At 63.1% G+C, this 23,841-nt stretch carries 27 protein-coding genes; 12 read left to right on the top strand and 15 right to left on the bottom strand.

The genetic code is table 11. The features are described 5' to 3' along the window. Window positions 1-14 precede the first annotated feature (14 nt). The gene (locus AX756_RS10380; protein ID WP_068311147.1) at window positions 15-953 is read right to left on the bottom strand and encodes a DMT family transporter; all 939 of its coding nucleotides are present in this window, start codon (window positions 951-953) and stop codon (window positions 15-17) included. Window positions 954-1,167: 214 nt separating this feature from the next. Then, entirely contained in the window at window positions 1,168-2,190 is a 1,023-nt protein-coding gene (ilvC, locus tag AX756_RS10375) for a ketol-acid reductoisomerase (protein WP_068310779.1), read from the bottom strand. Between the two features lie 135 nt (window positions 2,191-2,325). Between ilvC and AX756_RS10370 the strand changes: the two genes are divergently transcribed. The 4 genes from AX756_RS10370 to AX756_RS10355 all read left to right on the top strand — a co-directional run bounded on the left by AX756_RS10370 (window position 2,326) and on the right by AX756_RS10355 (window position 5,360). After that, entirely contained in the window at window positions 2,326-2,781 is a 456-nt protein-coding gene (locus tag AX756_RS10370) for an Lrp/AsnC family transcriptional regulator (protein ID WP_068310777.1), read from the top strand. Next, complete coding sequence (locus tag AX756_RS10365; RefSeq protein WP_068310775.1) at window positions 2,778-3,233, top strand: Lrp/AsnC family transcriptional regulator; 456 nt, start codon at window positions 2,778-2,780, stop codon at window positions 3,231-3,233. Before AX756_RS10370 ends, AX756_RS10365 begins: the two co-directional genes overlap by 4 nt. 105 nt (window positions 3,234-3,338) lie before the next feature. Further along, window positions 3,339-4,067, top strand: a complete 729-nt coding sequence (locus AX756_RS10360; RefSeq protein WP_068310773.1) for a GGDEF domain-containing protein — start codon at window positions 3,339-3,341, stop codon at window positions 4,065-4,067. A 165-nt stretch (window positions 4,068-4,232) separates the two neighbouring features. Beyond that, window positions 4,233-5,360: a pyridoxal-phosphate-dependent aminotransferase family protein gene (locus tag AX756_RS10355; RefSeq protein WP_068310771.1), complete on the top strand. Its 1,128-nt coding sequence runs from the start codon at window positions 4,233-4,235 to the stop codon at window positions 5,358-5,360. A 67-nt stretch (window positions 5,361-5,427) separates the two neighbouring features. Here AX756_RS10355 and AX756_RS10350 read toward each other — a convergent pair whose 3' ends face one another. The 5 genes from AX756_RS10350 to cobD all read right to left on the bottom strand — a co-directional run bounded on the left by AX756_RS10350 (window position 5,428) and on the right by cobD (window position 12,549). Further along, entirely contained in the window at window positions 5,428-6,627 is a 1,200-nt protein-coding gene (locus AX756_RS10350) for an FAD-dependent monooxygenase (RefSeq protein ID WP_068310769.1), read from the bottom strand. A gap of 80 nt (window positions 6,628-6,707) precedes the next feature. After that, window positions 6,708-6,950, bottom strand: a complete 243-nt coding sequence (locus tag AX756_RS10345; RefSeq protein WP_068310767.1) for a hypothetical protein — start codon at window positions 6,948-6,950, stop codon at window positions 6,708-6,710. Between the two features lie 133 nt (window positions 6,951-7,083). Next, window positions 7,084-10,401 carry a carbamoyl-phosphate synthase large subunit gene (carB, locus tag AX756_RS10340; RefSeq protein WP_068310765.1) on the bottom strand — a complete coding sequence of 1,106 codons (3,318 nt, stop codon included), beginning with the start codon at window positions 10,399-10,401 and terminating at the stop codon, window positions 7,084-7,086. 235 nt (window positions 10,402-10,636) lie between these two features. Beyond that, the gene (cbiB, locus tag AX756_RS10335) at window positions 10,637-11,557 is read right to left on the bottom strand and encodes an adenosylcobinamide-phosphate synthase CbiB (protein WP_068310763.1); all 921 of its coding nucleotides are present in this window, start codon (window positions 11,555-11,557) and stop codon (window positions 10,637-10,639) included. After that, window positions 11,554-12,549 carry a threonine-phosphate decarboxylase CobD gene (cobD, locus tag AX756_RS10330; RefSeq protein WP_068310760.1) on the bottom strand — a complete coding sequence of 332 codons (996 nt, stop codon included), beginning with the start codon at window positions 12,547-12,549 and terminating at the stop codon, window positions 11,554-11,556. Before cobD ends, cbiB begins: the two co-directional genes overlap by 4 nt. A 174-nt stretch (window positions 12,550-12,723) precedes the next feature. Here cobD and AX756_RS10325 point away from each other — a divergent pair, with 174 nt between their 5' ends. Then, window positions 12,724-13,089, top strand: coding sequence for a response regulator (locus tag AX756_RS10325; protein ID WP_068310758.1), 366 nt, complete (start codon window positions 12,724-12,726; stop codon window positions 13,087-13,089). Between the two features lie 6 nt (window positions 13,090-13,095). On the opposite strand, the gene AX756_RS10320 is transcribed toward AX756_RS10325, so the two are convergent. Next, window positions 13,096-14,094 (bottom strand): glutathione S-transferase family protein, encoded by a 999-nt coding sequence (locus AX756_RS10320; RefSeq protein WP_068310756.1) that lies wholly within the window; start codon window positions 14,092-14,094, stop codon window positions 13,096-13,098. Window positions 14,095-14,306: 212 nt separating this feature from the next. Here AX756_RS10320 and AX756_RS10315 point away from each other — a divergent pair, with 212 nt between their 5' ends. Then, the gene (locus tag AX756_RS10315) at window positions 14,307-14,660 is read left to right on the top strand and encodes a hypothetical protein (protein ID WP_068310754.1); all 354 of its coding nucleotides are present in this window, start codon (window positions 14,307-14,309) and stop codon (window positions 14,658-14,660) included. A 208-nt stretch (window positions 14,661-14,868) separates the two neighbouring features. Here the strand turns inward: AX756_RS10315 and AX756_RS10310 are convergent, their stop codons facing one another. Both AX756_RS10310 and AX756_RS10305 read right to left on the bottom strand, forming a co-directional pair. Continuing rightward, a complete protein-coding gene (locus AX756_RS10310; RefSeq protein WP_231701026.1) occupies window positions 14,869-15,411 on the bottom strand; it encodes a L,D-transpeptidase family protein in 543 nt (180 codons plus the stop codon). Beyond that, entirely contained in the window at window positions 15,408-16,577 is a 1,170-nt protein-coding gene (locus AX756_RS10305; protein WP_068310752.1) for a MalY/PatB family protein, read from the bottom strand. Before AX756_RS10305 ends, AX756_RS10310 begins: the two co-directional genes overlap by 4 nt. A 118-nt stretch (window positions 16,578-16,695) precedes the next feature. Here AX756_RS10305 and def (AX756_RS10300) point away from each other — a divergent pair, with 118 nt between their 5' ends. From def (AX756_RS10300) to fmt, 4 genes are read left to right on the top strand one after another with little or no spacing between them, the layout of a single operon-like run. Next, on the top strand, window positions 16,696-17,217 hold the full coding sequence (gene def, locus AX756_RS10300; RefSeq protein WP_068310750.1) for a peptide deformylase: 522 nt from the start codon (window positions 16,696-16,698) through the stop codon (window positions 17,215-17,217). Between the two features lie 5 nt (window positions 17,218-17,222). Beyond that, window positions 17,223-17,717 (top strand): peptide deformylase, encoded by a 495-nt coding sequence (gene def / locus AX756_RS10295; protein WP_068310748.1) that lies wholly within the window; start codon window positions 17,223-17,225, stop codon window positions 17,715-17,717. Further along, complete coding sequence (def, locus tag AX756_RS10290) at window positions 17,714-18,211, top strand: peptide deformylase (RefSeq protein ID WP_068310745.1); 498 nt, start codon at window positions 17,714-17,716, stop codon at window positions 18,209-18,211. Before def (AX756_RS10295) ends, def (AX756_RS10290) begins: the two co-directional genes overlap by 4 nt. 3 nt (window positions 18,212-18,214) lie before the next feature. Beyond that, a complete protein-coding gene (gene fmt / locus AX756_RS10285) occupies window positions 18,215-19,114 on the top strand; it encodes a methionyl-tRNA formyltransferase (RefSeq protein WP_068310744.1) in 900 nt (299 codons plus the stop codon). Window positions 19,115-19,120: 6 nt separating this feature from the next. Here fmt and rnhA read toward each other — a convergent pair whose 3' ends face one another. The 5 genes from rnhA to AX756_RS10260 form a co-directional block, all read right to left on the bottom strand. Further along, complete coding sequence (gene rnhA, locus AX756_RS10280) at window positions 19,121-19,573, bottom strand: ribonuclease HI (RefSeq protein ID WP_068310742.1); 453 nt, start codon at window positions 19,571-19,573, stop codon at window positions 19,121-19,123. A gap of 39 nt (window positions 19,574-19,612) precedes the next feature. Beyond that, window positions 19,613-20,206: a class I SAM-dependent DNA methyltransferase gene (locus AX756_RS10275; protein ID WP_068310739.1), complete on the bottom strand. Its 594-nt coding sequence runs from the start codon at window positions 20,204-20,206 to the stop codon at window positions 19,613-19,615. A 22-nt stretch (window positions 20,207-20,228) separates the two neighbouring features. Beyond that, window positions 20,229-20,843: a LysE family translocator gene (locus AX756_RS10270; RefSeq protein WP_068310738.1), complete on the bottom strand. Its 615-nt coding sequence runs from the start codon at window positions 20,841-20,843 to the stop codon at window positions 20,229-20,231. Continuing rightward, window positions 20,840-21,793: a 4-hydroxy-3-methylbut-2-enyl diphosphate reductase gene (gene ispH / locus AX756_RS10265; RefSeq protein WP_068310736.1), complete on the bottom strand. Its 954-nt coding sequence runs from the start codon at window positions 21,791-21,793 to the stop codon at window positions 20,840-20,842. Before ispH ends, AX756_RS10270 begins: the two co-directional genes overlap by 4 nt. A gap of 336 nt (window positions 21,794-22,129) precedes the next feature. Further along, window positions 22,130-22,705, bottom strand: a complete 576-nt coding sequence (locus AX756_RS10260; protein ID WP_068310734.1) for a LabA-like NYN domain-containing protein — start codon at window positions 22,703-22,705, stop codon at window positions 22,130-22,132. 90 nt (window positions 22,706-22,795) lie between these two features. Here AX756_RS10260 and folK point away from each other — a divergent pair, with 90 nt between their 5' ends. Both folK and rpoZ read left to right on the top strand, forming a co-directional pair. Next, window positions 22,796-23,383 (top strand): 2-amino-4-hydroxy-6-hydroxymethyldihydropteridine diphosphokinase, encoded by a 588-nt coding sequence (folK, locus tag AX756_RS10255; RefSeq protein ID WP_231701025.1) that lies wholly within the window; start codon window positions 22,796-22,798, stop codon window positions 23,381-23,383. A gap of 77 nt (window positions 23,384-23,460) precedes the next feature. Next, the gene (rpoZ, locus tag AX756_RS10250) at window positions 23,461-23,817 is read left to right on the top strand and encodes a DNA-directed RNA polymerase subunit omega (protein WP_068310732.1); all 357 of its coding nucleotides are present in this window, start codon (window positions 23,461-23,463) and stop codon (window positions 23,815-23,817) included. Window positions 23,818-23,841 lie beyond the last annotated feature (24 nt).

Genomic DNA, 23,841 nt, shown 5'->3' with positions numbered 1-23,841 from the left:
GGGACCGCTGCGGTCTAGCCGCGTCGGCGGCCAAACGCGGCCTGGATCGCCCGGCTTTGGCTGACCGCGATTCCGGCCAGGATCAAGGCAAGAGCGATGAAGAGTTGCGGCGGCAATTCTTCATCGAGCAGAACGATGCCGAAGATCACGGCCCAGATCGGCAGCATGTAGTTGGTCAATGTCATGAAGAGCGACCCAGCCGTGGTGATTACCCGAATGCGTATGGCCGCCGCGAGGGCCGTCGGAAACAGAGCCGCATAGAGCAAGGCGAGTGTCGGACGCAGCGGCCAGGCCGCCGGCCAGCCCTCGATCCAGATCGCGATCGGCAGCAGGATGATGGCACCGCTGGCCAGCGACGCTGCGGCAAAGGCAAGCGGCGGCATTCTAGGCGCCCGTCGCGTGGCGACCGATCCCACCGCGTAGCAGAAGGCCGCGAGCAAAATGGCGAGCCTGCCCAGAGGCTCGAATTGCGACCCCTCGGATTCGAGAGCGGAGGGTCCGAAAAGGATCAGCAGGCCAACGCTTCCAAGGCCAATTCCAGCGATCCGGCGTGGCCCAATGCCCTCCTCCGGCGAAAAGATCGCCACCAGCGGCAGAACGAGCAAGGGCAGCATCCCCATGGTCACACCGGCAAATGCCGAGGGCACATGCTGCAACCCCCATGTCAGCAGGGCAAAGGGCAGGGCGTAGGATTCAATCCCGAGCAATATGGCATAGACCCATCCCCTAGCGCCCCCCGTGCGGGTGATCTCCCCGAAACCCTGACCGATGGCGGTGCCGATCGCTGTCAAGGCAACTGCCCCGACTGCAAGGCGCAGGGCGGCGACAGTCCAATACCCGAAGCCTTCGAGGGCGACGGTCATCGACATGAAGGCCGCGCCCCAAATGACGCCGAGGGCAATGATCAGCAGCCAGTTGGTCAGGCCGGGATCTTGTGGAGAAGGGGTGGGCATGGTTGCAGCAATCGGACGAAACGCCGGCAGGTTCAAGGGAGCGCTGACGTGCTCGATGTCGCGGTGCCATTTCGGGGGCGCGCCGTAAGGCGTGGGGGCAGCGCTCCCTGCCTGCGGTTGCAACCGGTGCGAAGTGGATGGGTTCGCATTCGCGACTGGACAAGAAAAACCCCGGCCGAAACCGGGGTTTTCGTGTTCAGGGTGAAAGCCGCGATCAGTTGCGCGACTTGTCCACCATCTTGCCGGCGGAGATCCACGGCATCATGCCGCGCAGTTTCTCGCCTGTCGCTTCGATCTGGTGTTCGTCGTTGATGCGGCGGGTCGCCTTGAAGGACGGCTGGCCGACGGCGTTTTCGAGCATGAAGTCACGAACGAACTTGCCGGTCTGGATGTCGTTCAGAACGGCTTTCATGCGCGCCTTGGTTTCCTCATAAGGAAGGATGCGCGGGCCGGAAACGTACTCGCCGTACTCGGCCGTGTTCGAGATCGAGTAGTTCATGTTGGCGATGCCGCCTTCGTAGATCAGGTCCACGATCAGCTTCACTTCGTGCAGGCACTCGAAATAGGCCATCTCCGGCGCGTAGCCGGCTTCCACCAGCGTCTCGAAGCCCATGCGGATCAGCTCGACGAGACCGCCGCAAAGCACGGCCTGTTCGCCGAAGAGGTCGGTTTCGCACTCTTCGCGGAAGTTGGTCTCGATGATGCCAGAGCGGCCGCCACCGATGGCGGAGCAGTAGGAGAGGCCGATCTCCAGCGCACGGCCGGAGGCGTCGTTATGCACAGCCACGAGGCAGGGAACGCCGCCGCCCTTGGTGTATTCGCCACGCACGGTGTGGCCCGGACCCTTCGGCGCCATCATGATCACGTCGACGCCGGCCGGTGCCTCGATCAGGCCGAAATGCACGTTCAGGCCGTGGGCGAAAGCGATAGCGGCACCCTCGCGGATATTGTCCTTGACGTATTTGTTCCAGGTTTCGGCCTGAAGCTCGTCGGGCATGGTGAACATCATCAGGTCACACCAGGCGGCGGCCTCGGCAATGCCCATCACTTTCAGGCCTTCGCCTTCGGCCTTGGCCGCGGAGGGCGAGCCTTCGCGCAGGGCGACGACGACATTCTTGGCACCGGAATCGCGCAGGTTCAGCGCATGGGCGTGGCCCTGCGAGCCGTAACCCAGGATGGCGACCTTGGTGTCCTTGATCAGGTTGATGTCGCAGTCGCGGTCATAATACACGCGCATTTTGTTATCCTTTACTTGGAGCGGTGTTGATGGGCGCAGCATAGGCCTTTTGTCCGAATAGACGTTTCAGAGTGCATGTGATTGGACAAAAATTGCGAGTTTTAATTCGTAAAATCTGCTGATATGAGATATTTCATGATTGATGATCTGGACCGACGCATCCTGCGCCATCTACAGCATGACCCCGCCATTGCGACTGGCGCTCTGGCCGATGCCGCCGGAACGACGCCAGCCGTCTGCTCCAGGCGCCTCGCGCGCATGCGCGATCGGGGCATCCTGAAAGGGCAGGAGGCCATAATCAACTGGCCGGCCCTTGGCTATTCCGTCCATGTTTCGCTCCGTTTTTCGCTCGACAAGACCCAGACCAACGCTTTCGATATTTTCATTCGCGAGGCGCGCAAGGTGCCGGAAGTATTGGAAATACAGACATTTCTCGGCCGGGTGGATGTGCGCCTTGTCATGATCGCGCGCGACATGGCGCATTACCAGCATCTCTACCGCACACGCATCCTCACGCTGCCGCATATCGCCGACATCGAGGCGCTGGTCCACGTCGCCTCGATCAAATCCGAGGAAGTGCTTCCGATATGATCGAACTCGACGAGGTTGACCGTGCGTTGTTGCGCGAGGTCCGGGCGGATGCCACGCTGGCCACGGGCGAATTGGGCCGTCGTCTCGGCCTTTCGCAGCCCGCGGCCTGGCGGCGGATGAAACGGTTGAACGAGGCCGGGGTTCTCGCCGGACGCAGGCTGGTGGTGGACCGTGAAGCGCTCGGCTTCGGCGTCACCGTGTTTCTGGGCGTGAAACTGGCCATGAAGGGGCGTGTTTCTCTGGATGAGTTTGAACGTGCCGCCTCGGCCATTCCGGAAGTGCAGACCATCGAACATGTCCTTGGCCTCTACGATTACCGCTTGCGAGTCGTGTCGCGCGACCTATCGGACTTTGAACGGGTCCTGCGCCGCCGGATCATGACTCTTCCCGGGGCTGGAGACGTGGAAGCCAATGTCCTGTTGAGCGAGGAGCGCCTGCCGGGGCCGATCTGAACGTTTCTATTTGACGAAAAACCGTCCAGTTTCCTCGGCCTGAGCTTACCATCTGTTAGGTCTGCCGCTGCTAGCGTCCGCATGAAGGGTGGACGAGGGATGAGGATGGTCAAGACCAAGCGAGGCGTCTGGCTCTATTCGATCGCGGTCACGGTGGTTGTCGACGCTTCGGTTGCGCCGCTGGTCATGATGCTGGCGCCGCGCGCCGAATGGTACACGGACGTGCCGCCAGCCCTGGCGCTGGCGACCCTCTTGAGCATTGTTTTCTCCGTTTTCGCCTGGCGGCAGAATTTACGGGGCTATCAGCTTACGCAGGAACTCAGGGCCCTTCTCGAGCGGGACAAGCTGACCGATGTTGCCACGCGAGATTTCTTTTTCAAGCGGATGGCCGAGGCCCCCGATGCCTATGGCCTGTCGTTGATGGTCGATATCGACCATTTCAAGACGGTCAATGACACATATGGCCATATCGCCGGCGATGCCGTGATCCGCCACGTCGCCCAGATCCTGCAAAAGAACACCCGAAGCAAGGACATCGTCTGCAGGTTTGGCGGCGAGGAATTCATTGTGTTCCTCTTCGGTGTCGGCATGGAGAACGGTCTCGATGTTGCGGAGCGCATCAGGCGGGTGGTGGAAGCGGAAGTCATGCGCCACGATGGCCTGAAATTCCAGGTTACGGTTTCGATTGGCGGTTCGCTCAAGGACAGAACGGATGAGGTCAACCGTGCGATCAGAAAAGCGGATGAGGCGCTTTACCGTGCCAAGCAGCTTGGACGAAATCGTTCCATCATGAGTTGGGTGCGTACCGACGGGTCCGTGCCGGATGCGGCCTGACGGCGCCCGGGGCTTCACAACTTGCGAAGTGTTGCGGCGAACTGGGATCTTCGCGGACCACCAGCGACGCATATGGCGTGTTCCCACGCAATTCGTCGCGCCGACTCCATGTTGCGCTCAGCCAAGGAGGCGTCCAATCTGGCCCTAATCACAAGGAGTCTCCCAATGGCATTGCTCGATAGCGTCGATCCCGATGGCCTGCTCGAATTCTCGGTTGTCTTTACCGACCGGTCTCTGAACCACATGTCGAAAACCTTCCAGAAGGTGATGCTCGACATCAACGACATGCTCAAGGAGGTCTACAACGCCGATGCCGTTGCCATCGTGCCCGGCGGCGGCACCTGCGGCATGGAAGCCGTGGCGCGGCAGTTCGGAACCGATGCGCATGCGCTGATCATCCGAAATGGCTTCTTCTCTTTCCGCTGGTCACAGATCTTCGAGGCGGGCGATTTCACCGCGAAGACGACCGTGCTCAAGGCGCGGCCGTCCGGCAACGCACCCCGAGCACCTTTCGCTCCGGTTCCCGTCGAGGAAGCGGTTGCCGCGATTCGCGAAGCTCGACCCGATGTCGTCTTTGCCCCCCATGTCGAAACCGCAGCGGGTCTGATCCTGCCGGATGACTATATTTCGCAGCTGGCCGGCGCCGCGCGCGAGGTTGGCGCGCTGATGGTGCTCGATTGCATTGCGTCGGGTGCGGCCTGGGTGAACATGAAGGAAACTGGCGTCGATGTGCTGATCTCGGCTCCGCAAAAGGGGTGGTCCTCCAGCCCCTGTGCCGGCCTGGTCATGATGAACGACCGTGCAACGGCGCGTCTGTCCGAGACCACCAGTTCCAGCTTCGCGCTCGATCTCGCGAAATGGCGGGCGATCATGACAGCCTATGAAAATGGCGGCCATGCCTATCATGCCACCATGCCCACCGACGCGCTGCGCAGCTTCCGTGACACGATGGTGGAAACCCGCGACTACGGCTTTGAGCGGCTCCGGGAGGCGCAATGGGCGCTCGGCGACGGCACCCGCAGGTTACTCGCCGACCGCGGTGTCAAGTCGGTCGCCGCCGAGGGATTCGGCGCCCCGGGGGTGGTTGTCAGCTATACCGAGGACCCGGATATCCAGAACGGCAGCAAATTCGCCAAGATCGGCTTCCAGATCGCCGCCGGCGTGCCGCTGCAATGCGATGAGCCGGAGGATTTCCGGACCTTCCGCCTTGGCCTGTTCGGGTTGGACAAGCTCTACGACGTCCCGGCCACGCTGGTCCGGCTCGAAGAAGCATTGGACAAAGCTCTCACGTAAACCTGCTGCACTCCGCCATCATCTTTCGGAAAATGTGCCGGGGGCCGGCTGGCCCCCGGCCCCGAAGTCAATGCCCCATGCCGGCCCGCATGATCGCGTGGCGCAGGGACGTCAGGTCATGGGCAGCCTTCATGCCGGTCAGGCGCAGGTTCTGCACCTGCGGGTGCGGCGAGCGGGTAACCCGGTTGAACAGGTCGATTGCCTGGACGCGCTTTCGAATATCGGCGCCACGCTTGCGGTCATATTCCGCCAGCATCTTCTCGCAGCCCAGCCCATCATGGCCGGCCATGAGGGCAAGATCGCGCAACAGGATCAGATCATTCAGGGAGGTGTTGAGCCCCTGCGCACCAATGGGCGGGATCACATGGGCAGCCTCGGCCATCAGCGCCACCCGCGGTGCCGACAGACGCTCGGCGCGTTGGCTGATGATCGGCCAGAGCCGGCGTTCCGATTTCAGGTGCAGCGGACCAAGAATATAGCAGCTGCGTTCGGACATCCGCGCCTCGAACGCGGTCTGCTCCATTGCGGCCAGTTCCTCGGCCCGTGGGCCCCGGTTCATCCAGACCACGGCCGAGGCCGGTTGGCCGTCCAGATCCGGCAACGGCACGAGCGTGAAGGGACCGCCTTGGTTGTAGATCTCGGTGGAGACATTGGCATGCGGCTTGGCATGGCTGACGACGAAGGCCAGCGTCTTCTGGCCGTAGCGCGTTGTCTTCACCCCGATTCCGGCGGCCTCGCGCACGGCCGAATTGCGCCCATCCGCTGCGATGACCAGCTTGGCGGCGACGGAATCGCCATTGGAAAGACGCACGATAACGCCGCTATCCCGCGCGACCATGGAAACGAAGGACGTGCCGAAACGCAGGTCGACACCCTGCTGTGCCTTCAGCACCCGCGCCAGCCCCTGCAATACCCGCCAGTTCATGAGGTTCCAGCCGAAACTCTGCTCGCCCATATCGGTGGCCAGAAATTCCCGGCTGTCGCGGATCTGCGGCGGCCAGTTGACCGTGTCGACGACACGCAGGATGTTCAGTGGTGTGGCGGTTTCAGCCAGATCGTCCCAAAGGCCGATCTGCTCGAACAGGTTCTTGGCGGGCTGGAGAAAGGCGGTCGAACGCAAGTCCGAACCGTCGTCGTTGCCCTCGGTCACGGGCGGTTCGGGCGAGACCAGCACGGTGCGAAAACCCGCGCGACCAAAGGCCAACGCAGCCGTCAGGCCGGCGATCCCGCCGCCGGCGATGAGAATGTCTGTTTGGGTGCGTGCCATGGTCGGGCCCTCCTGCGCTTGGATTTAGGGCGACAGGGTGCCCCCGTACAAGCGGCAAACGGTCCCGGCCGGTTGGCGCCCTATTGCCCGATCGAGATCAGGACCAGTGCGGCCAGCGACACGAAGGTCAGCAGCACGAAAACGAGGCCGATACCGGCCACACCCATGGTCAGCCCGGCAATGACCGCTACAACCACGAGCAGAAGCACGATCGCGAAGAAGGCGCCTTCGCCTTCGCTGCGCTGCAGGCCTTTCCAGCCACGGTCGCCGGTGAAAGGCACGAGGTTTTCGGAAGGGGCGGTGTGGGTTTCGGTCTCGCTCATGGGATTCTCCGGATCAAATGGTTTCGCCTACATTAGCGGATAGTGATGCTACGCGAGCGGCGCAACATGCCGCAGAATGAATGTTTATGAGCAGCCCGACAGGTCGGACGGGCTGACTCACGTTCCCGACGGATCAGGTATCCTGCAGGGCGCGGACACCGATTTCGCCTTCCTCGCGGGCCTTCATGGCCAGCGCCGCGGCATGGGCGGCGGCGAGGGTGGTGAAATAGGGGATGCGATCCATCAGCGCGACGGACCGCATCGAGCGCGAGTCCTCGACGGCCTGTGCGCCCTCGGTGGTATTCATCACCAGGTGCACTTTGCGATCCTTCATCACGTCGACAATGTTCGGCCGGCCCTCGTAGACCTTGTTGACGATCTTGGCCGGAATGCCTTCGGCGGTGAGGAACTTTGCCGTGCCGCGGGTGGCGATGATCTCGAAACCGAGGTCGTGAAGGGCCTGGGCCGTCTCAAGCAATTGGGGCGACTTGTCATCCGGCTTGATCGACATGAAGACGCAGCCGCTCGTGGGCAGGTCGGCGCCCGCGCCGATCTGGGCCTTGAGGAAGGCACGGTGGAAGTTCTTGTCGGAGCCCATGACCTCGCCGGTCGAGCGCATTTCCGGGCCGAGGATCGTGTCGACGCCGGGGAAGCGGGCAAAAGGCAGCACGGCTTCCTTGACGGCGAAGGTGTCGATCTGCGGATCGACGAGGTCGAAAGCCGTCAGCTTCTCGCCGGCCATGAGCCGGGCGGCGATGGAGGCGATGGGCGAGCCGACGGCCTTGGCCACGAAGGGCACGGTGCGCGAGGCGCGCGGGTTGACCTCGATCAGGTAAACGACGCCGTCCTTGATCGCGTATTGCACGTTCATCAGCCCGACCACGTTGAGCGCCAGCGCGAGCGCCTCGGTCTGCTTCTTCAGCTCTGCGATCATCGCGGCGTCGAGCGAGTAGGGCGGCAGCGAACAGGCCGAGTCGCCGGAATGGACGCCTGCCTCCTCGATATGCTGCATGATGCCGGCAACATGCACGTTCTGGCCGTCGCAGAGCGCATCCACGTCGATCTCGATAGCGCCTGACAGGTAGCTATCGAGCAGGACCGGGCTGTCGCCGGAGACCACCACCGCCTCGGAGATATAGCGCTCCAGTTGGGCATGGTCGCGCACGATCTCCATCGCCCGACCACCGAGAACGTAGGAGGGGCGGATGACCAGCGGGAAGCCGATATCATTGGCAATCGCCAGCGCCTGGGCATCGGTGGAGGCGATACCGTTCCTGGGTTGCTTCAGGCCCAGCTTGTTGACCAACGCCTGGAACCGCTCGCGGTCCTCGGCAAGGTCGATCGCGTCGGGCGTGGTGCCGAGGATCGGGATGCCGGCCTCTTCGAGGTCATTGGCGAGCTTGAGCGGTGTCTGTCCGCCGAACTGCACGATCACGCCGTGCAGCGTGCCTCTCTCCTGTTCGACCCGCAGGATCTCCATCACGTGTTCGAAGGTCAGCGGTTCGAAATACAGCCTGTCGGAGGTGTCGTAGTCGGTGGAGACCGTCTCCGGGTTGCAGTTGATCATGATGGTCTCGTAGCCGGCATCGGTCAGCGCGAAACAGGCATGACAGCAGCAATAGTCGAACTCGATCCCCTGGCCGATCCGGTTCGGACCGCCGCCGAGGATGACGACCTTTTTCCTGTCGGAGGGCCGCGCCTCGCATTCGGCCTCGCCCATCGCGGGAACTTCATAGGTCGAATACATGTAGGGCGTCTGGGCCTCGAACTCGGCCGCGCAGGTGTCGATCCGCTTGAACTGCGCCACGACGCCGAGATTCTGGCGGGCACGGCGAATATTCGCCTCGTCCCGGCCCGTCAGCTTGGCCAGCCGTGCGTCGGTGAAGCCCATCATCTTGAGGCTGCGCAGGCCCTTTTCGTCGAGTGGGATGCCATCCTTGCGGATGCGGGCCTCGGCGCCGATGATCTCGCGGATGCGGGCGAGGAACCAAGGATCGAAATCGGTGATCTCCCGGATCTCCTCGTCCGAGAAGCCGAAGCGCATGGCGTGGGCGATGACGCGGATCCGGTCCGGCGTCTTGAGCGCCAGCGCGCGGGTCACCGCCTTGTCGATGGACATCTGGTCGGTCTGGGTCTTGCCAACGAGGATCTGCGGCACAACCGGATCATCGCTATCGGCAAGAACGACGTTCTCGTCGCCGGGCAGGCCGGCGATCTCGGCCTCGTCGAAGCCGGTCAGGCCGGTCTCCATCGAGGCCAGCGCCTTTTGCAGCGACTCGTGGATGGTGCGGCCGATGGCCATCGCCTCGCCCACGGATTTCATCGCCGTGGTCAGCTCGGGCTTGGAGCCGGGGAATTTCTCGAAGGCAAAGCGCGGGATCTTGGTGACAACATAGTCGATGGTCGGCTCGAAGCTTGCCGGCGTCACCTTGGTGATGTCGTTGTCCAGCTCGTCCAGCGTGTAGCCGACGGCGAGCTTGGCGGCGATCTTGGCAATCGGGAAGCCGGTGGCCTTTGACGCCAACGCCGAGGAGCGGGAGACGCGCGGGTTCATCTCGATGACGACCATCCGGCCGTCCTCGGGATTGATCGCCCATTGTACGTTGGAGCCGCCCGTTTCGACGCCGATCTCGCGCAGAACGGCAATCGAGCCGTTGCGCATGATCTGGTATTCCTTGTCGGTCAGCGTCAGCGCCGGGGCGACGGTGATCGAATCGCCGGTATGGACGCCCATCGGGTCCACGTTCTCGATGGCGCAGACGATGATCGCGTTATCCGCCTTGTCGCGGACAACCTCCATCTCGAATTCCTTCCAGCCCAGCAAGCTCTCGTCGATCAGGATCTGGCTCACCGGCGACGCATCGAGGCCGGTCTTGCAATAATACTCGTAATCGTCGCGGTTATAGGCGACGCCGCCACCGGTACCGCCCAGCGTGAAGGCGGGGCGGATAATCGCCGGAAGGCCGACATGCTCCAGCGCGTCGAGGCACTCTTCCATCGTGTTGGCGATGACGGCCTTGGGATTTTCCAGCCCGATCCGGTCCATCGCCTCGCGGAAGAGCTTGCGGTCCTCCGCCATTTCGATGGAAACGCGGTTGGCACCGATCAGTTCGACACCGTATTTGTGCAGAACGCCCATATCGGCAAGCGCCAGCGATGTGTTCAGACCGGTCTGGCCGCCCATCGTCGGCAGCAGCGCGTCGGGGCGCTCTTTCTCGATGATCTTGGCGACGATCTCGGGCGTGATCGGTTCGATATAGGTGGCGTCGGCCATGTCGGGATCGGTCATGATCGTGGCCGGGTTGGAGTTGACCAGGATGACCCGGTATCCCTCTTCGCGCAGCGCCTTGCAGGCCTGCGCGCCGGAATAATCGAACTCGCAGGCCTGGCCGATTACGATCGGTCCCGCTCCGATGATCATGATGGACGATATATCGGTGCGTTTGGGCATGGTAGGAGTCTCCGGGCAGCGGGCTTCGGCAAATTGACTGCGTTATAGGGATGGGCTGGAAAGGTGCAAGAGGGCAAGGGCCCGGCATTGCGATTGAAGTCGCGTCACCCGGCATTCACCGCTTTTCTGCCTGGTGGAAGAAATTGACAGGTGGACCGGGTTTATCCAACCAAATCGGTGCGCCGTGCGTGGCGTAGTTGCGTTTCGGGCAACGAGGTGCGGCCCTTCCCGGCTGTCAGAAGAGCGCGAGAAGCAGAAGGCTGACAGCGCACAGTCCTGCCCAGCTTCGCCAGAGCGCGGTCACGGAGCGGTCGATCGCCTCGGGGCCGGGGGAGCGGTCTCCCGCCGGGTAGATGACGGGAAAGTCTCGGATCTCGCCGCCATAGCTGCGCGGGCCGGAGAGCGCGACATTCAGGCAGCGCGCCATGGCGGCCTCGGGCCAGCCGGCATTGGGCGAACGGTGCTGGCGCGCCTCGCGGGCAACCTTGCCCCAACCCGAGAACAGGCCGTGCGACAGCAGGATCAGCGCCCCGGTGAGCCGGGAAGGGATGTAATTCAACACATCGTCAAACCGGGCCGAGGCCCAGCCGAAAGCCTCGTGCCGTTCCGTGCGGTGGCCGATCATGCTGTCGGCGGTATTGGTCACCTTGTAGATCAGGATTCCGGGAAGCCCGCCGAGCAGGTACCAGAAGACCGGGGCGGTGATGCCGTCCGAAAAGTTCTCCGCCGCGCTCTCGATGGCGGCGCGGGAGACGGCGGGCACGTCCATGCCGGTCGTGTCGCGGCCAACGATCATCGAAACGGCGCGCTTTCCGGCCTCCAGGTTCTCGCGCAGGGCGCTGGCCACGGCGGCGACATGCTGGACCAGCGATTTCTGCGCAACGAGGATGGCAACGACGATGACATCGGCAAGCTGGCCGGGAATCCATGCCTGAAGCGCCCAGCCCAACAGGCCGGCGAGAAGCACCAGCGCCAGGAGCGTGAGGGTGCCCTTAAGGCGGCGACGGTTTCCTGTGTTGAAACTGCGATCCACCCAACCCACCGCTCGGCCCATCACGACCGCGGGGTGTGGCAGGCGCGACCAGAGCCATTGCGGCTCGCCCAGAACCGCGTCCAAGGCCAGCGCGAGCAGAAGAACAAGCGGGGAGCCGGTCATGCCAGCGCCCGCTCAAGTTGTTGCCAGTCCGACTCGCTTCCGGGCAATCCGAGGCGGATCCATTCTGAGGAATAGGGGAAGCGCCGGGACCAGACATGTCCGCGCGCGAGTCGTTCCTGCATCGCGGTCGCGTCAGCGGTTCGATAGAGCCGGAAGAGCGACGTGCCACCGGCAAGCGTCGCGCCTACAGCCGTCATCAGTGTATCGAGCCTTGCGGCATCGGTGTCGAGCCGGGTGCGGGTTTCCCTGGCCCAGTTATTGTCCGTCAGCGCCGCTTCCCCGATGGCGAGGGCCGGTCCGGAGACGGACCACGGGCCGGTCATCTCCCGCAAGGGGGCGATCAACGCCGGCGCGCCGATGACGAAGCCGAGCCGCAGACCGGCCAGCCCCCAGAACTTGCCGAAACTCTTGAGAACCAGCGTTTGCGGACGCGTTGCCACAACCGGCAACAGGCTCCGTTCCGGATGAATGTCGCAGAAGCTTTCGTCGATGATCAGAAGCCCGCTTTCGGGCAGCTCTTCGGCCGTCCACAGGCGGCCATCGGGATTGTTGGGATGCACGAGGACGGTGGCGTCAACAGGGCCGTCGTCGATCCGGGGCACCGTGTCGAACCCTGCATTGCGAAAGGCGGCGGCATGTTCGTTATAGGTCGGTGCCGGAATATGGACCCGGCCGGGGCCGTGCGGCGCCAGCAGAAACGGGATCCGGGCAATCGGGGCCGAGGCGCCATGCGTCGGCAGCACCTCCAGGCCGGCGGGAACGTCCCAGTACGCACGGGCCGCCGTGATGAGACGCGCGAGGCTGTTGCTGTCGGGCAGGGCGCTCCATGCGTCGCCGGGTAGTTCGGGCAAGGGATAGGGGATCGGGTTGATGCCAGTCGACAGGTCCAGCCAGTCCGTGCGCGCACCGCCCCACCTTTCGCAGGCCGCATCCAACCCGCCGCCATGGTCCCGTTTGGAGCCGTGCGTATTGTGGCCTTTCTCTCCCGCCATGCCGAAGCCTCGTCATCAAGCTGTCCGCCTTCGCGGTATCGCGCCGCTTTTGCTGTGTTTCCCGCGCGAAGGAAAGCCGTTAACGCTTGCGAACCAATCATTAACGATTCGTTAAGAAAAAAAGCTCAGGAACATAAGGCAGTAGTGCCGTATTGGTTTCGGCACGGGGGTTGCATGCAAGTCTTGATTGTCGAGAGCAGCCGCGATTTGGGCTGGCTCTGGAAACGTCATATTGAACGGATGGGCCACGAAGTTTCGCTCGCGCAAGGTCAGGCCGAGGCAATCGCCTTCCTGCACGACCGGTCTTTCCAGGTCATCATACTGGATGTCGTTCTGGAGGAGGGAAGCGCTTTCGCGGTGTCCGACTTCGCGTCCTATCGCCGCCCCGCGGCACGGGTTATCTTCGTGACCAACACCAGCTTCTTTTCCGACGGCTCGATCTTCAGCCTCGCGTCCAATGCCTGCGCCTTCTTGCAATCGGAGACCCCGCCGGAGGATCTCGCGGCGATGGTCGAGTATCACGGCAAGGCGCGCCGCTAAGGCGGATCAGGCCGCGCTGTCGGCCTCCAGCCAGTCGCGCCCATGCGGCGCGGACCAATCCATCAGCGGAGGCACTGGCACGATCCGGGACGGGTTGATCGTTTCGTGACTGTAGAAATAGTGGCGTCGGATGTGATCGAAATCGACCGTCTCGGCCACGCCCGCATATTGGTAGAGTTCCCGTGTGTAACCGAGCAGGTTCGGCATGTCGGCCAGCCGGTTGCGACTGCATTTGAAATGGCTGAAATAGACCGGATCAAAGCGGATCAGGGTGGTGAAAGCGCGCCAGTCTGCTTCCGTGATCTGCGCGCCGGCCAGGTAGCGTTGCCGCGAAAGGCGGTCCTCCATCCAGTCCAGCACCTCGAAAACATCTCCAACGGCGTCGTCATAGGCGGCCTGGCGGGTGGCGAACCCGGCGCGGTAAACGCCATTGTTGAGGTTGGCATAGAGACGCTCGTTCACCGCGTCGATTTCATCGATCAGGGCTGGCGGACGCATGCGAGCACTATCGCCGGTCACTCCGGCAAACGCATTGTCGAACATGCGGATGATTTCCGAGCTTTCGTTGGAAACGATCCGGCCGGTGGTCTTGTCCCACAAGACGGGTACCGTGACGCGGCCGGTGAAATCGGCTGTATCGCGGGTGTAGATGTCGCGCAGGTAGGGCAGGCCGAACAGGCTGTCGCCCGTGGCCCCGGGATACTCCCGTCCGAAGCTCCAGCCTTCGGACAGCATGTCCGGGTGGACGACGGAAACCGAGATATGTTCGGCAAGGCCCTTGATCTGCCGATAGATGAGCGTGCGATGCGCCCAAGGGCACGCCAGCGACACGTAGAGGTGATAGCGGCCGCTTTCGGCTCTAAATCCGCCCGTGCCACTTGGTCCTGGCCGGCCATCCGGCGTGATCCAGTTGCGGAAACCCGCCTCCGAGCGGACGAACTCGCCGCCCGTTTTGCTGGTGTCGTACCAGCTGTCATGCCATTTCCCGTCGATCAGAAGACCCATTTTTACCCCCATTCGCATTCGCCTCAGAAGGTAATGATCCTGCCGGGTTTCGAAAGGCCGACCGGTGCAGGGGCGCCTGCGGTTTTTTGCACATGCAGTCATGTTGTTGAAATGTCGCGACTTTGTGGGGCGCGAGCGGGTTGCGCCCGGTCGCCGTTGACAGCGGAGCTGGTGGATTGCCCAATGCAGGCCCGTTCGACAAGGAGAGCCGCATGTCCGAATTTCTACCGCGGGAACTGCGAGATGAGATGGAGCGCGCGCGCCGAACGCAACGCCGCAAGCGTAGCTATATGAAGGTCCGGGCGGGCGAACAGGAGATGCCCATCCTGCGTTACTGGGAGAGTGGTTTCGCGGTAACCGCCGAGGACGCACCGCGCCTGCGCGGTCTGGTCGATCTGTTCGATCACGGCAGACATCTCTGCCAGGCGCTCATCGTCACCAGTTCCGAAGCCGATGGCGAACGAACATACGAGGTGAAAACCGCCAATCCGGCCGACCGGAATGCGCCTGCTGCGGATTTCGTGCGCGAGCGGCCTGAACCGGTGGGGCTGTTGCCACAGAAGTAGACCCAATCTACCAACGCTGTTCACCTGAAAGATCGAGTGGAAATCGTTCGAGCGCTCAAAAGTTTCTTTGGGTCATGCCGCCTACGCGGCTATTTGGTTCAAGAAGAAGTCGTGACTGCCAGTCGTTCTTCTTCGGGCCAGAAATATCCGATGGCGATTGTTCTTTGGGGGAAAGCCCCCTTTCGAGGTTGGAACTGGGCCAATCTTGCTAGGGCCGAATCTCGACCTCGGTGCCCGTTGTCGTGTGACGGAACAATTCCTCGATCTCGGCATTGGTGATGGCAATGCAGCCCTCGGTCCAGTCGCCGGGGATTTTCATGAAATCGGGCAGCTTGTTGGGTTGGCCGTGGATGAAGATGTCCCCGCCGGGGTTCACGCCGAGTGCGGAGGCTTCGGCGCGGTCCTCGGGGCGTGGGTAGTCGAGGCCGAGCGATAGGTGGAACCGGCTGCGGTCGTTGCGGCGGTCGATCCGGTAGATCCCTTCCGGCGTCTTGCCGTCGCCCTGTTGTTGCTTATCGCCCTCCGGCGCGAAGCCGAGCGAGATGCGATAGCGTTTCCGGATTTCACCATCGCGGTAGACCACCATCGTGCGGCGGCTCTTCTCGATGACGATCCGATCAATGTCCTCTGTCAGGGCCCGCGGAGGGGTCATGTCCCAAGGTTCGAAATGGTGCCAGAGCGATGCGCCCAGCATGGCGGGCGGCGCCAGCAGCGCCGCCGTGACGAGCAGAGGGCCGATCAGCCCCGTCACTGGAGATCCGCAAAGGCGGTGGTCAGGCGTTCCATGGCTTCGTTGACCACACTGCGGGGCGTGGCAAAATTGAAGCGCAGGAAGCTCTCGCCACCCTTGCCGAAGGTCGGGCCGTGGTTGATGGCGATGCGGGCGTCCTTTTGCACCCGCCGGGTGAACTCGTCGCGTTCCATGCCGGTGCCCGCGAAATCCACCCAGGCGAGATAGGTCGACTCCATCTTCATCGAGGCGAGGCCGGGAATCGACTCCACCGCCGCGTCCAGCAGCTTTCGATTGCCATCGAGATAGACGATCAGCTCATCCACCCAGGCGGCACCATCCGGCGAGTAGGCTGCCGTAGTCATGGCCAGCCCGAAGCTGTTTGGCGAGAGTCCGAGCGCAGACATGCGCGTGGCGAAGGCCTTGCGCAGGTCCGGGTCCGGGATGATCACGTTGCCGGTATGGGAGCCAGCGATGTTGAAGGTCTTGGTCGTGGCGCTCATCATGACCAGCCGGTCCTCGATGCCTTCGATATTGGCCATCGGGATATGGGTCGCGCCGGGATAGACGAGGTCATGGTGAATTTCGTCGGAGACCAGGATCAGGTCGTGCCGCTTGGCGAAGGCGGCCACCCCTTCCAACTCCTCGCGGGTCCAGACGCGGCCGCCCGGGTTATGCGGTGAGCACAGGATCATCAGTTTCTCGCGCCCGGTCATCTGCGCGTCCCAGGCGTCGAAATCCATCTCGTAGCGGCCATTATTGTTGACCATCTGGCATTCGACCACCTCGCGGCCAGCGGAGCGGATCACGCGGGCAAAGGCGTGATAGACGGGAGTCATGAGAACGACGCCATCGCCCGGCGCGGTCCATGTGTCCACGCACATGCCGGTGCCGTGCACGAGGCCATGGGTGGTGAAAATCCACTCCGGATCGACCGTCCAGCCGTGGCGTTCGGACATCCACCAGCAGATCGCGTTCTTGTAGTCGCCCTCGCCGCCCCAGTAGCCATAGATGCCATGCGCCGCCATGTCCTCGACCGCTTTCTGCACGCAAGCCGGCGGACGGAAATCCATGTCCGCCACCCACATGGCGATGCCGTCCTTGGCCGGAACGCCGTAGATCGGCTCCATCATGTCCCATTTCGCGCAATGGGTTCCGAACCGGTCGATGATCTCGTCAAAGGACATTAGGCACCTCTTTTCTGCTCGGCGCCGAAGCTATCGGCTGCAACGGCAGGCGCAAGAGAAAGCCGCGCAGTGACGGCGTGATATTGCCACGCAAGCGGGCATCGCCTACATCGCGTGCATGACTTTGCGTTCGATCCTGATACATCCCGACCCGCGCCTCAAGAAGGTGTGCGATCCCGTGCCCGATCTGTCCGACGAGCTGCGGACACTGGCCGACGACATGCTGCAAACCATGTATGATGCCCCCGGCATCGGGCTTGCGGCGCCACAGGTCGGGATAACCCGGCGGCTGATCGTGCTCGATTGCGTGCGCGACGGCGAAGGCGAGCCACGCCCTCTGGTGATGTTCAACCCCGAGGTGATCGCGGAATCGGAGGAGAGCAGCGTCTACGAGGAAGGCTGCCTGTCGATCCCTGAACAATATGCCGAGGTCGAACGCCCGGCCGAGGTGACGGTGCGGTGGATGGACCGCGACGGCGCCGCACGTCAGGAAGACTTCAATGGCCTCTGGGCGACCTGTGTTCAGCACGAGATCGACCATCTGAACGGCGTGTTGTTCATCGATTACCTCAGGCCGCTCAAGCGCCAGATGATCACGCGCAAGATGCAGAAGCTCAAGCGCGAGCTGGCGCGGGGCTGAGCGGCATGGGGCGACTGAATATCGTCACCTGGCCCGATCCGGTTCTTGCGCGCGACTGCGACCCCGTGGGGGAAATAGACGCTTCGCTGCGCCGGCTCGCGGAGGATATGCTCGCCACCTTGTATGCCGCCGAGGGGCGGGGACTGGCCGCGCCGCAGGTCGGCCAGCCGCTGCGCCTGTTCGTGATGGACACCGAGTGGAAGGAACGCGCGCCCGCGCCGCGGATCTTCATCAATCCCGAGATCACCTGGACCTCGCCGGAGACACAGGCCTTCGAAGAAGGCTGCCTGTCGATCCCCGGCATTCTGGCGCGGGTGGAACGCCCGGCGCAGATCCACATGCGCTGGACCGAGATTGACGGCTCCGCGCAGGAGGCGGACCTTCACGGGTTCGACGCCATCTGTGCGCAGCACGAGCTGGACCATCTCGATGGGATCGTCACGCTCGACCGGGTGGACCGACAGATGCGCCTTGCCTTGATCGAGGAATATAACGCATGACCGTGCGGCCCTTCGTGCCCTGGCCAGACAAGCGCCTGCGAACGGAAGCCGAACCCGTGGGCGCGGTCACGGACGAGATCCGCGCAATCTGGGCCGACATGGTCGACACGATGGAGGCTATGCCAGGGCTTGGACTGGCGGCACCGCAGATCGGTGTGATGCTGCGGCTTGCCGTCGTCGATTGTTCCGAGGAGCGCGGCAAGGCAGTGCTGTTAGCCGATCCGGAAATTGTGGAGGCGTCGCCCGAACTGCGCGCCCATGACGAGGCGAGCCCGAATCTGCCCGGCATGCATGCGCGGCTGGAGCGTCCGGCCAGGGTGGATGTCGCCTTTACCGATGCGCAGGGTAGCCGTATGCGGCAGGTATTCGAGGGCGTCTGGGCGACCTCCGTCCAGCACCAGATCGATCATTTGAACGGCAGGATGTTCTTTGACCGGCTCAGCCGGACGAAACGCGAGATGCTGCTGAAGAAAGCACGCAAGGCAAAGGGGTAGGGGATGAAGGTTATCTTCATGGGAACGCCGGATTTCTCGGTTCCGGCGCTGGATGCTCTGGTGGAGGCCGGGCACGAGATCGTGGCGGTCTATAGCCAGCCGCCGCGGCCGGCCGGTCGCGGCAAGAAGCCTCGCCCGAGCCCGGTGCAGGCACGCGCCGAGGCGCTGGGCATCCCGGTGCGCCACCCGGTCTCGCTGCGCCCGCAGGAAGAGAAGGATGCCTTTGCCGCGCTCGGCGCCGATATCGGGGTCGTCGTTGCCTATGGGCTGATCCTGCCGCAGGCGATTCTCGATGCGCCGGCGCATGGCTGTCTCAATATCCACGCCTCGCTGCTGCCGCGTTGGCGCGGTGCGGCGCCGATCCACCGGGCGATCATGGCCGGCGATGCGGAGACCGGCATCTGCATCATGCAGATGGAAGCGGGGCTCGATACCGGCCCTGTGCTGCTGCGCGAGGCAACGGGGATCGGGCCACAGGACACGACCGCCGATCTGCATGACCGGCTCTCGGCGATGGGCGGGCGAATGATCGTGGCGGCACTGGCGCAGGTCGGAGCGCTTTCGCCCGAGATCCAACCCGAAGAGGGCGTCACCTATGCCGATAAGATCGACAAGGCCGAGGCGCGGGTCGACTGGAGCCAGCCCGCCGAAGCGGTGGACCGCCAGATCCGGGGCCTGTCGGCTTTCCCGGGCGCGTGGTGCGAGATCGCGGGCGAGCGGGTGAAGCTGCTGCGCAGTCGCCTGGTGGCGGGCAACGGGGCGGCGGGCACGGTTCTGGGCGGGTTCAGGGTCGCCTGCGGCAGCGGCGCCATCGAAGTTCTCGAAGCGCAGCGGCAGGGCAAGCGCCCGATGCCGGCAGAGGAGATTCTGCGCGGGCTGAGCCTGCCAGACAAGCTCGACTGACCAGTCTCAGTTCTTGAACGGCGCCATTCCGGCGCGCGCCAACTCGTCGGCGCGCTCGTTTTCCGGGTGGCCGGCATGGCCCTTGACCCATTCCCAGCTCACATCGTGGCTGGCCTGTGCGGCGTCGAGGCGCTTCCACAGCTCCACGTTCTTCACCGGTTTCTTCGCGGCCGTCTTCCAGCCGTTCTTCTTCCAGCCATGGATCCACCCGGTCACGCCATTCTTCACATAGGCGGAATCGGTGATCACGGTGATCTTGCTCGGCCGGGTCAGGCTTTCCAGCGCGCTGATCGCGGCCAGAAGCTCCATTCGGTTATTGGTGGTTGCAGGCTCGCCGCCCGACAATTCCCGTTCCTTGACGATCGTGTCGCCATCCTTGGCCTGCAGCAGTGCGCCCCAGCCACCCGGGCCGGGATTGCCTGAACAGGCGCCATCGGTGAATGCATATAGCTCGGTCATGCGGGGCGGATACGGGAGGTTTCGGGGCGGGGCAAGGGATCACGGCTTGCGGGCGGTCAACACGATGAATTCATGTGGCGTACCGTCGAAGCCGACGTCCTCTCCATGCTCCTGGATGACAATTTCAAACCCGGCGGCATCGAGAAGCCCGCAAAGCTCGTCTTCCGTGTAATAAGTATAGAACCGGTCCTTGCCGTCGCGGGCCTCGCCCGATCCGAGCTTCAGCGCCAACAGGAACCACCCGCCCGGGCGCAGTGCCCTGTACAGGGCCGCAAGATGGCCGGGCATGGCGGAGCGCGGCGCGTGTAGCAGGCTGAAATGCGCCCAGATCCCGTCATAGGCCTCGGTTTCCGTGACGCTATCGAAACGCGCCACCCGCACCGTCAACCCGTAGCGTTCGGCGGCCACGGCGGCCATGCCGTCGGAGGCGTCCAGCGCGACGACCTCCAGCCCCCGTTCGATCATGCGCGCCGCCCAGTTCCCCGGCCCGCAGCCAAGATCGAGCACCCGCCCGCCCTTGGGCAACCGATCCATGAAGGCTTCGAGGCGCGGATAGGGGCGTCCTGTCTCGACGAGCTGTGCATAATCGCCAGCCTGCGTGTCATAAACCGAGAGAGTGCGTTCGTCGCTCATTCTTCCAGGGCCCTCGCGGATGTTACGCCCGCTCCAGCGCCAGGCGCAGACCGAGGGCCGCAAAGATCGCGCCAAAGGAACGGTTGAGCCAGCGCATGGCTTTCTCGCTCGACAGGACGGCATCGCGCGCGGCGGCAGCAAAGATGCCGTAGCCGACAAAGACAACGAAGGTCATGAGCATGAATACCGCGCCGAGCAACATCATCTCGCCATTCGCCGCCAGCGGATTGCCCGACAGGAAGGCCGGCAAAAGGGCGAGAAAGAAGATCGAGAGTTTCGGGTTCAGGATGTTGATCAGCGCACCGCGCCGGGCGATGGCCCAGGGTTGCGGCGTGCCCTTGCTGGGCGAGATCGCCAATGCGCCGCCTGAACGAAGCGCCTGCCAGGCGAGCCACATCAGGTAGGCGACGCCGGCGAATTTCACCACCTGGAACAGCAGGGCCGAGGTATGCAGCACAGCGGCCAGCCCGAGAATCGCGGCCGTCAGGTGAGGCAGGATCCCCACAGTGCATCCTAGGGCGGCCCAAAGGGACGCGCGGCGCCCTTGTCCCAGCCCGATGGCCAGCGTGTAGATGACGCCCGTTCCCGGTGCGATCACGACCACGAAAGCGGTCAGAAGGAATTGTAGCGAGATCATTTGGCGGCCTCCCGGAGGACGCGCGGTACCTTGAACTCCACCCGTTCGATGGCGGTCTCCACCTGCTCGACGGTGACCTCGTAACGCTCGGAGAAAGCGTCGATCACTTCGCGCACGAGCACTTCCGGGGCCGAGGCGCCGGCGGTGATGCCAAGCGTCGTGATCCCTTCCAGGGCCCGCCAGTCGATGTCGCCGGCTCGCTGTACGAGTTGCGAGTAATCGCAACCGGCCCGTGCGCCGACCTCGACCAGTCGGCGGGAATTCGAGGAGTTCGGAGCGCCAATCACGAGGATCGCGTCAACCTTGGGGGCCATCGCCTTGACCGCCTCCTGCCGGTTGGTCGTGGCGTAGCAGATGTCTTCCTTGTGCGGCCCGACGATGGCGGGAAACCGGGCCTGCAGTGCAGCGACCACGCCTGCGGTATCGTCGATGGAGAGGGTCGTCTGGGTGACATAGGCGAGGCGCTCCGGGTCGCGCACGTCGAGCGTGGCCACATCCGCGACCGTTTCCACAAGCAATACGTCGCCGTCGGGCAACTGGCCCATGGTGCCGACGGTCTCGGGATGACCGGCGTGACCGATCATCACGATCTGGAGGCCTTCCTCCGCATGCCGCTCGGCCTCGATATGCACCTTGCTGACCAGCGGGCAGGTCGCATCGACAAAGACCATCTGCCGCCGCTCCGCCTCGGCCGGGACCGCTTTCGGCACCCCATGGGCGGAGAATATCACCGGTCGGTCCGTCGGGCATTCGTCGAGTTCCTCGACAAAGACGGCCCCTTTGTCACGCAATCCGTCAACGACGAAGCGATTATGAACGATCTCGTGGCGGACATAGACGGGCGCGCCCCATTTCTCGAGTGCCATCTCGACGATCTTGATCGCGCGGTCCACGCCGGCACAGAAGCCACGCGGCGCGGCGAGGTACAGGGTCAGGGCAGGTTTGTTCATAAGGACCTCCGGAGGCCAGACGTAAGGCGTGGGCGCGGAGGCGTCCAGCGAAGAAATCGTAGCTTGGATCCGTTTGGCCCGTCGCAAGGGGGGGCGTTGCCCCCGCGCTCAAGCGAGCGTTTCCCTGGGACATTTGCGGAAAGAGGATCCGAGACTCCCTCCAATGTTCTCTTTCCCAAATATCCCCGCCGGAGGCCCTATCCGAGGGACCGTCAACGCGAGCACAGCACGCGCCCCCAAACGGCCATAGCCTCCGGAAAGCTACGAAGCCGACTAAAACGCGAAACGGCCCGCCCTGGGGCAGACCGCTTGTTCCATCCAGTAGAGCTGCGCACGTCAGTCGCGTGCGAACTCCTCTGTGCGCATCTGCTCGGGGCGCGGTTCACGGGGCGGGCGACCGATCACGTCTTTCAGCTCGTCCAGCTCGATGAAGTTGTCGGCCTGGCGGCGCAGTTCGTCGGCGATCATCGGCGGCTGGCTGCGGATCGTGGAGACCACGGAGACCCGCACGCCGGAGCGCTGCAGGCTTTCGACCAGCGGACGGAAGTCGCCGTCGCCCGAAAACAGTACGATATGATCGACATGCGGAGCCAGTTCCATGGCATCGACCGTCAGCTCGATATCCATGTTGCCTTTCACCTTTCGGCGACCCTGGCTGTCGATATATTCCTTGGCCGGCTTGGTCACCATGGTGAAGCCATTGTAGTGGAGCCAGTCCACCAGGGGCCGTATGGGAGAGTAGTCGTCGTTTTCCAGAAGTGCCGTGTAGTAGAACGCTCGAAGAAGCTTGCCGCGGCGCATGAATTCCTGCCGGAGAAGCTTGTAGTCGATGTCGAAGCCCAGGGCTTTCGCGGCGGCATAAAGATTTGAGCCGTCGATGAAGAGCGCAAGGCGTTCATCCCTGTAGAACATAAAATATCCTTTCGGTATACCGCGCGGACAAGTGAGTGGTTGAGTGGATAAAGTCCGCTGCGGTGATCGACTAAATAAGGAAAAACCACTGTGCCGCAAGGTATATCACGTCATAAATGCGATACAAAGGCCGTGATTGGCCTAGGGTCGAATGTCGCATCCGGCACGTTTTCGAGCCAAGAGCTTGTCAAGGGGGCTTTTTCGGCAGTCGAATATGACGCGGTCCGGCTTGTTTCCACCAGCAGCCTCTATGCCACGCCTTGTATTCCTGCGGGCGCAGGCCCCGACTATGTCAACGCGGTGGCGCTGCTGGAGACGAGCCTTTCGGCCGAGGCGCTGCTCGCGAGGCTGCATGAAATCGAAAAGAAATTCGATCGCAGGCGAGAGGAACGCTGGGCGTCGCGCACGCTCGATCTCGACTTGCTGGATTTTGGCGGGCGCGTCGCGCCGAGCCGGGAGATGTGGCAGCGATGGCACGACTTGCCCTTTGAACAGCAGAAAACCCTGTTCCCCGACGATATGATTCTGCCCCATCCGCGCATTCAGGATCGAGCCTTCGTTCTTGTTCCCCTTGTTGAAATCGCACCGGACTGGCGGCATCCGGTCCTGAGGCGCAGTGCGCGCGAACTTCTCGAGGAATTGACAGAGGATCAACTTGCCGGCATTCGTGCAATCTGAATCGAGCGAATCCCTTGCACTCCGCGGCAAGGGGAGTTATTAGACACGCTCGCACCCCTGGCAAGCTGGAGTTCCCTATGGCCCGCGTGACCGTAGAAGATTGTGTTGACAAGGTTCCGAACCGTTTCGAGCTCGTGATGCTCGCCGCGCATCGTGCGCGCGAGATCTCGTCGGGTTCCGAGATCACCGTGGACCGGGACAACGACAAGAACCCGGTCGTCGCCCTGCGCGAAATTGCAGAAGAAACACAGCTTTCCGGCAGTCTGCGCGAGCGCATGATCGAGGCAAACCAGACCCAGATCGAGGTCGATGAGCCCGAAGAAGATTCCATGGCACTGCTGATGGGCGCCGAGACTCCGGATCGTCCCGAACCGGACGAAATGGACGAGGAAAAGATGCTGCGCGCTCTCATGGAAGCGCAGGAGCCGCGGTAATACGCCACGAAATGGCATTGTAAC

It is taken from the genome of Aliiruegeria sabulilitoris (assembly GCF_001558155.1).
GTDB classification, from domain to species: Bacteria; Pseudomonadota; Alphaproteobacteria; order Rhodobacterales; family Rhodobacteraceae; genus Tropicimonas; species Tropicimonas sabulilitoris.
This window is presented reverse-complemented; position numbering and strand designations above follow the sequence as displayed.

Bases quoted from the DNA above. Each gene is read 5' to 3' on its own strand.
- AX756_RS10380 (WP_068311147.1), bottom strand. From the start codon at position 953: ATGCCCACCCCTTCTCCACAAGATCCCGGCCTGACCAACTGGCTGCTG.
- rpoZ (WP_068310732.1), top strand. From the start codon at position 23,461: ATGGCCCGCGTGACCGTAGAAGATTGTGTTGACAAGGTTCCGAACCGT.
- AX756_RS10360 (WP_068310773.1), top strand. From the start codon at position 3,339: ATGGTCAAGACCAAGCGAGGCGTCTGGCTCTATTCGATCGCGGTCACG.
- AX756_RS10270 (WP_068310738.1), bottom strand. From the start codon at position 20,843: ATGATCTCGCTACAATTCCTTCTGACCGCTTTCGTGGTCGTGATCGCA.
- AX756_RS10275 (WP_068310739.1), bottom strand. From the start codon at position 20,206: ATGAGCGACGAACGCACTCTCTCGGTTTATGACACGCAGGCTGGCGAT.
- AX756_RS10325 (WP_068310758.1), top strand. From the start codon at position 12,724: ATGCAAGTCTTGATTGTCGAGAGCAGCCGCGATTTGGGCTGGCTCTGG.
- carB (WP_068310765.1), bottom strand. From the start codon at position 10,401: ATGCCCAAACGCACCGATATATCGTCCATCATGATCATCGGAGCGGGA.
- ilvC (WP_068310779.1), bottom strand. From the start codon at position 2,190: ATGCGCGTGTATTATGACCGCGACTGCGACATCAACCTGATCAAGGAC.
- AX756_RS10305 (WP_068310752.1), bottom strand. From the start codon at position 16,577: ATGTCCTTTGACGAGATCATCGACCGGTTCGGAACCCATTGCGCGAAA.
- cobD (WP_068310760.1), bottom strand. From the start codon at position 12,549: ATGGCGGGAGAGAAAGGCCACAATACGCACGGCTCCAAACGGGACCAT.
- AX756_RS10370 (WP_068310777.1), top strand. From the start codon at position 2,326: ATGATTGATGATCTGGACCGACGCATCCTGCGCCATCTACAGCATGAC.
- def (WP_068310745.1), top strand. From the start codon at position 17,714: ATGACCGTGCGGCCCTTCGTGCCCTGGCCAGACAAGCGCCTGCGAACG.
- AX756_RS10355 (WP_068310771.1), top strand. From the start codon at position 4,233: ATGGCATTGCTCGATAGCGTCGATCCCGATGGCCTGCTCGAATTCTCG.
- AX756_RS10315 (WP_068310754.1), top strand. From the start codon at position 14,307: ATGTCCGAATTTCTACCGCGGGAACTGCGAGATGAGATGGAGCGCGCG.
- cbiB (WP_068310763.1), bottom strand. From the start codon at position 11,557: ATGACCGGCTCCCCGCTTGTTCTTCTGCTCGCGCTGGCCTTGGACGCG.
- AX756_RS10260 (WP_068310734.1), bottom strand. From the start codon at position 22,705: ATGTTCTACAGGGATGAACGCCTTGCGCTCTTCATCGACGGCTCAAAT.
- AX756_RS10365 (WP_068310775.1), top strand. From the start codon at position 2,778: ATGATCGAACTCGACGAGGTTGACCGTGCGTTGTTGCGCGAGGTCCGG.
- ispH (WP_068310736.1), bottom strand. From the start codon at position 21,793: ATGAACAAACCTGCCCTGACCCTGTACCTCGCCGCGCCGCGTGGCTTC.
- AX756_RS10345 (WP_068310767.1), bottom strand. From the start codon at position 6,950: ATGAGCGAGACCGAAACCCACACCGCCCCTTCCGAAAACCTCGTGCCT.
- fmt (WP_068310744.1), top strand. From the start codon at position 18,215: ATGAAGGTTATCTTCATGGGAACGCCGGATTTCTCGGTTCCGGCGCTG.
- rnhA (WP_068310742.1), bottom strand. From the start codon at position 19,573: ATGACCGAGCTATATGCATTCACCGATGGCGCCTGTTCAGGCAATCCC.
- AX756_RS10350 (WP_068310769.1), bottom strand. From the start codon at position 6,627: ATGGCACGCACCCAAACAGACATTCTCATCGCCGGCGGCGGGATCGCC.
- def (WP_068310748.1), top strand. From the start codon at position 17,223: ATGGGGCGACTGAATATCGTCACCTGGCCCGATCCGGTTCTTGCGCGC.
- def (WP_068310750.1), top strand. From the start codon at position 16,696: ATGACTTTGCGTTCGATCCTGATACATCCCGACCCGCGCCTCAAGAAG.
- AX756_RS10320 (WP_068310756.1), bottom strand. From the start codon at position 14,094: ATGGGTCTTCTGATCGACGGGAAATGGCATGACAGCTGGTACGACACC.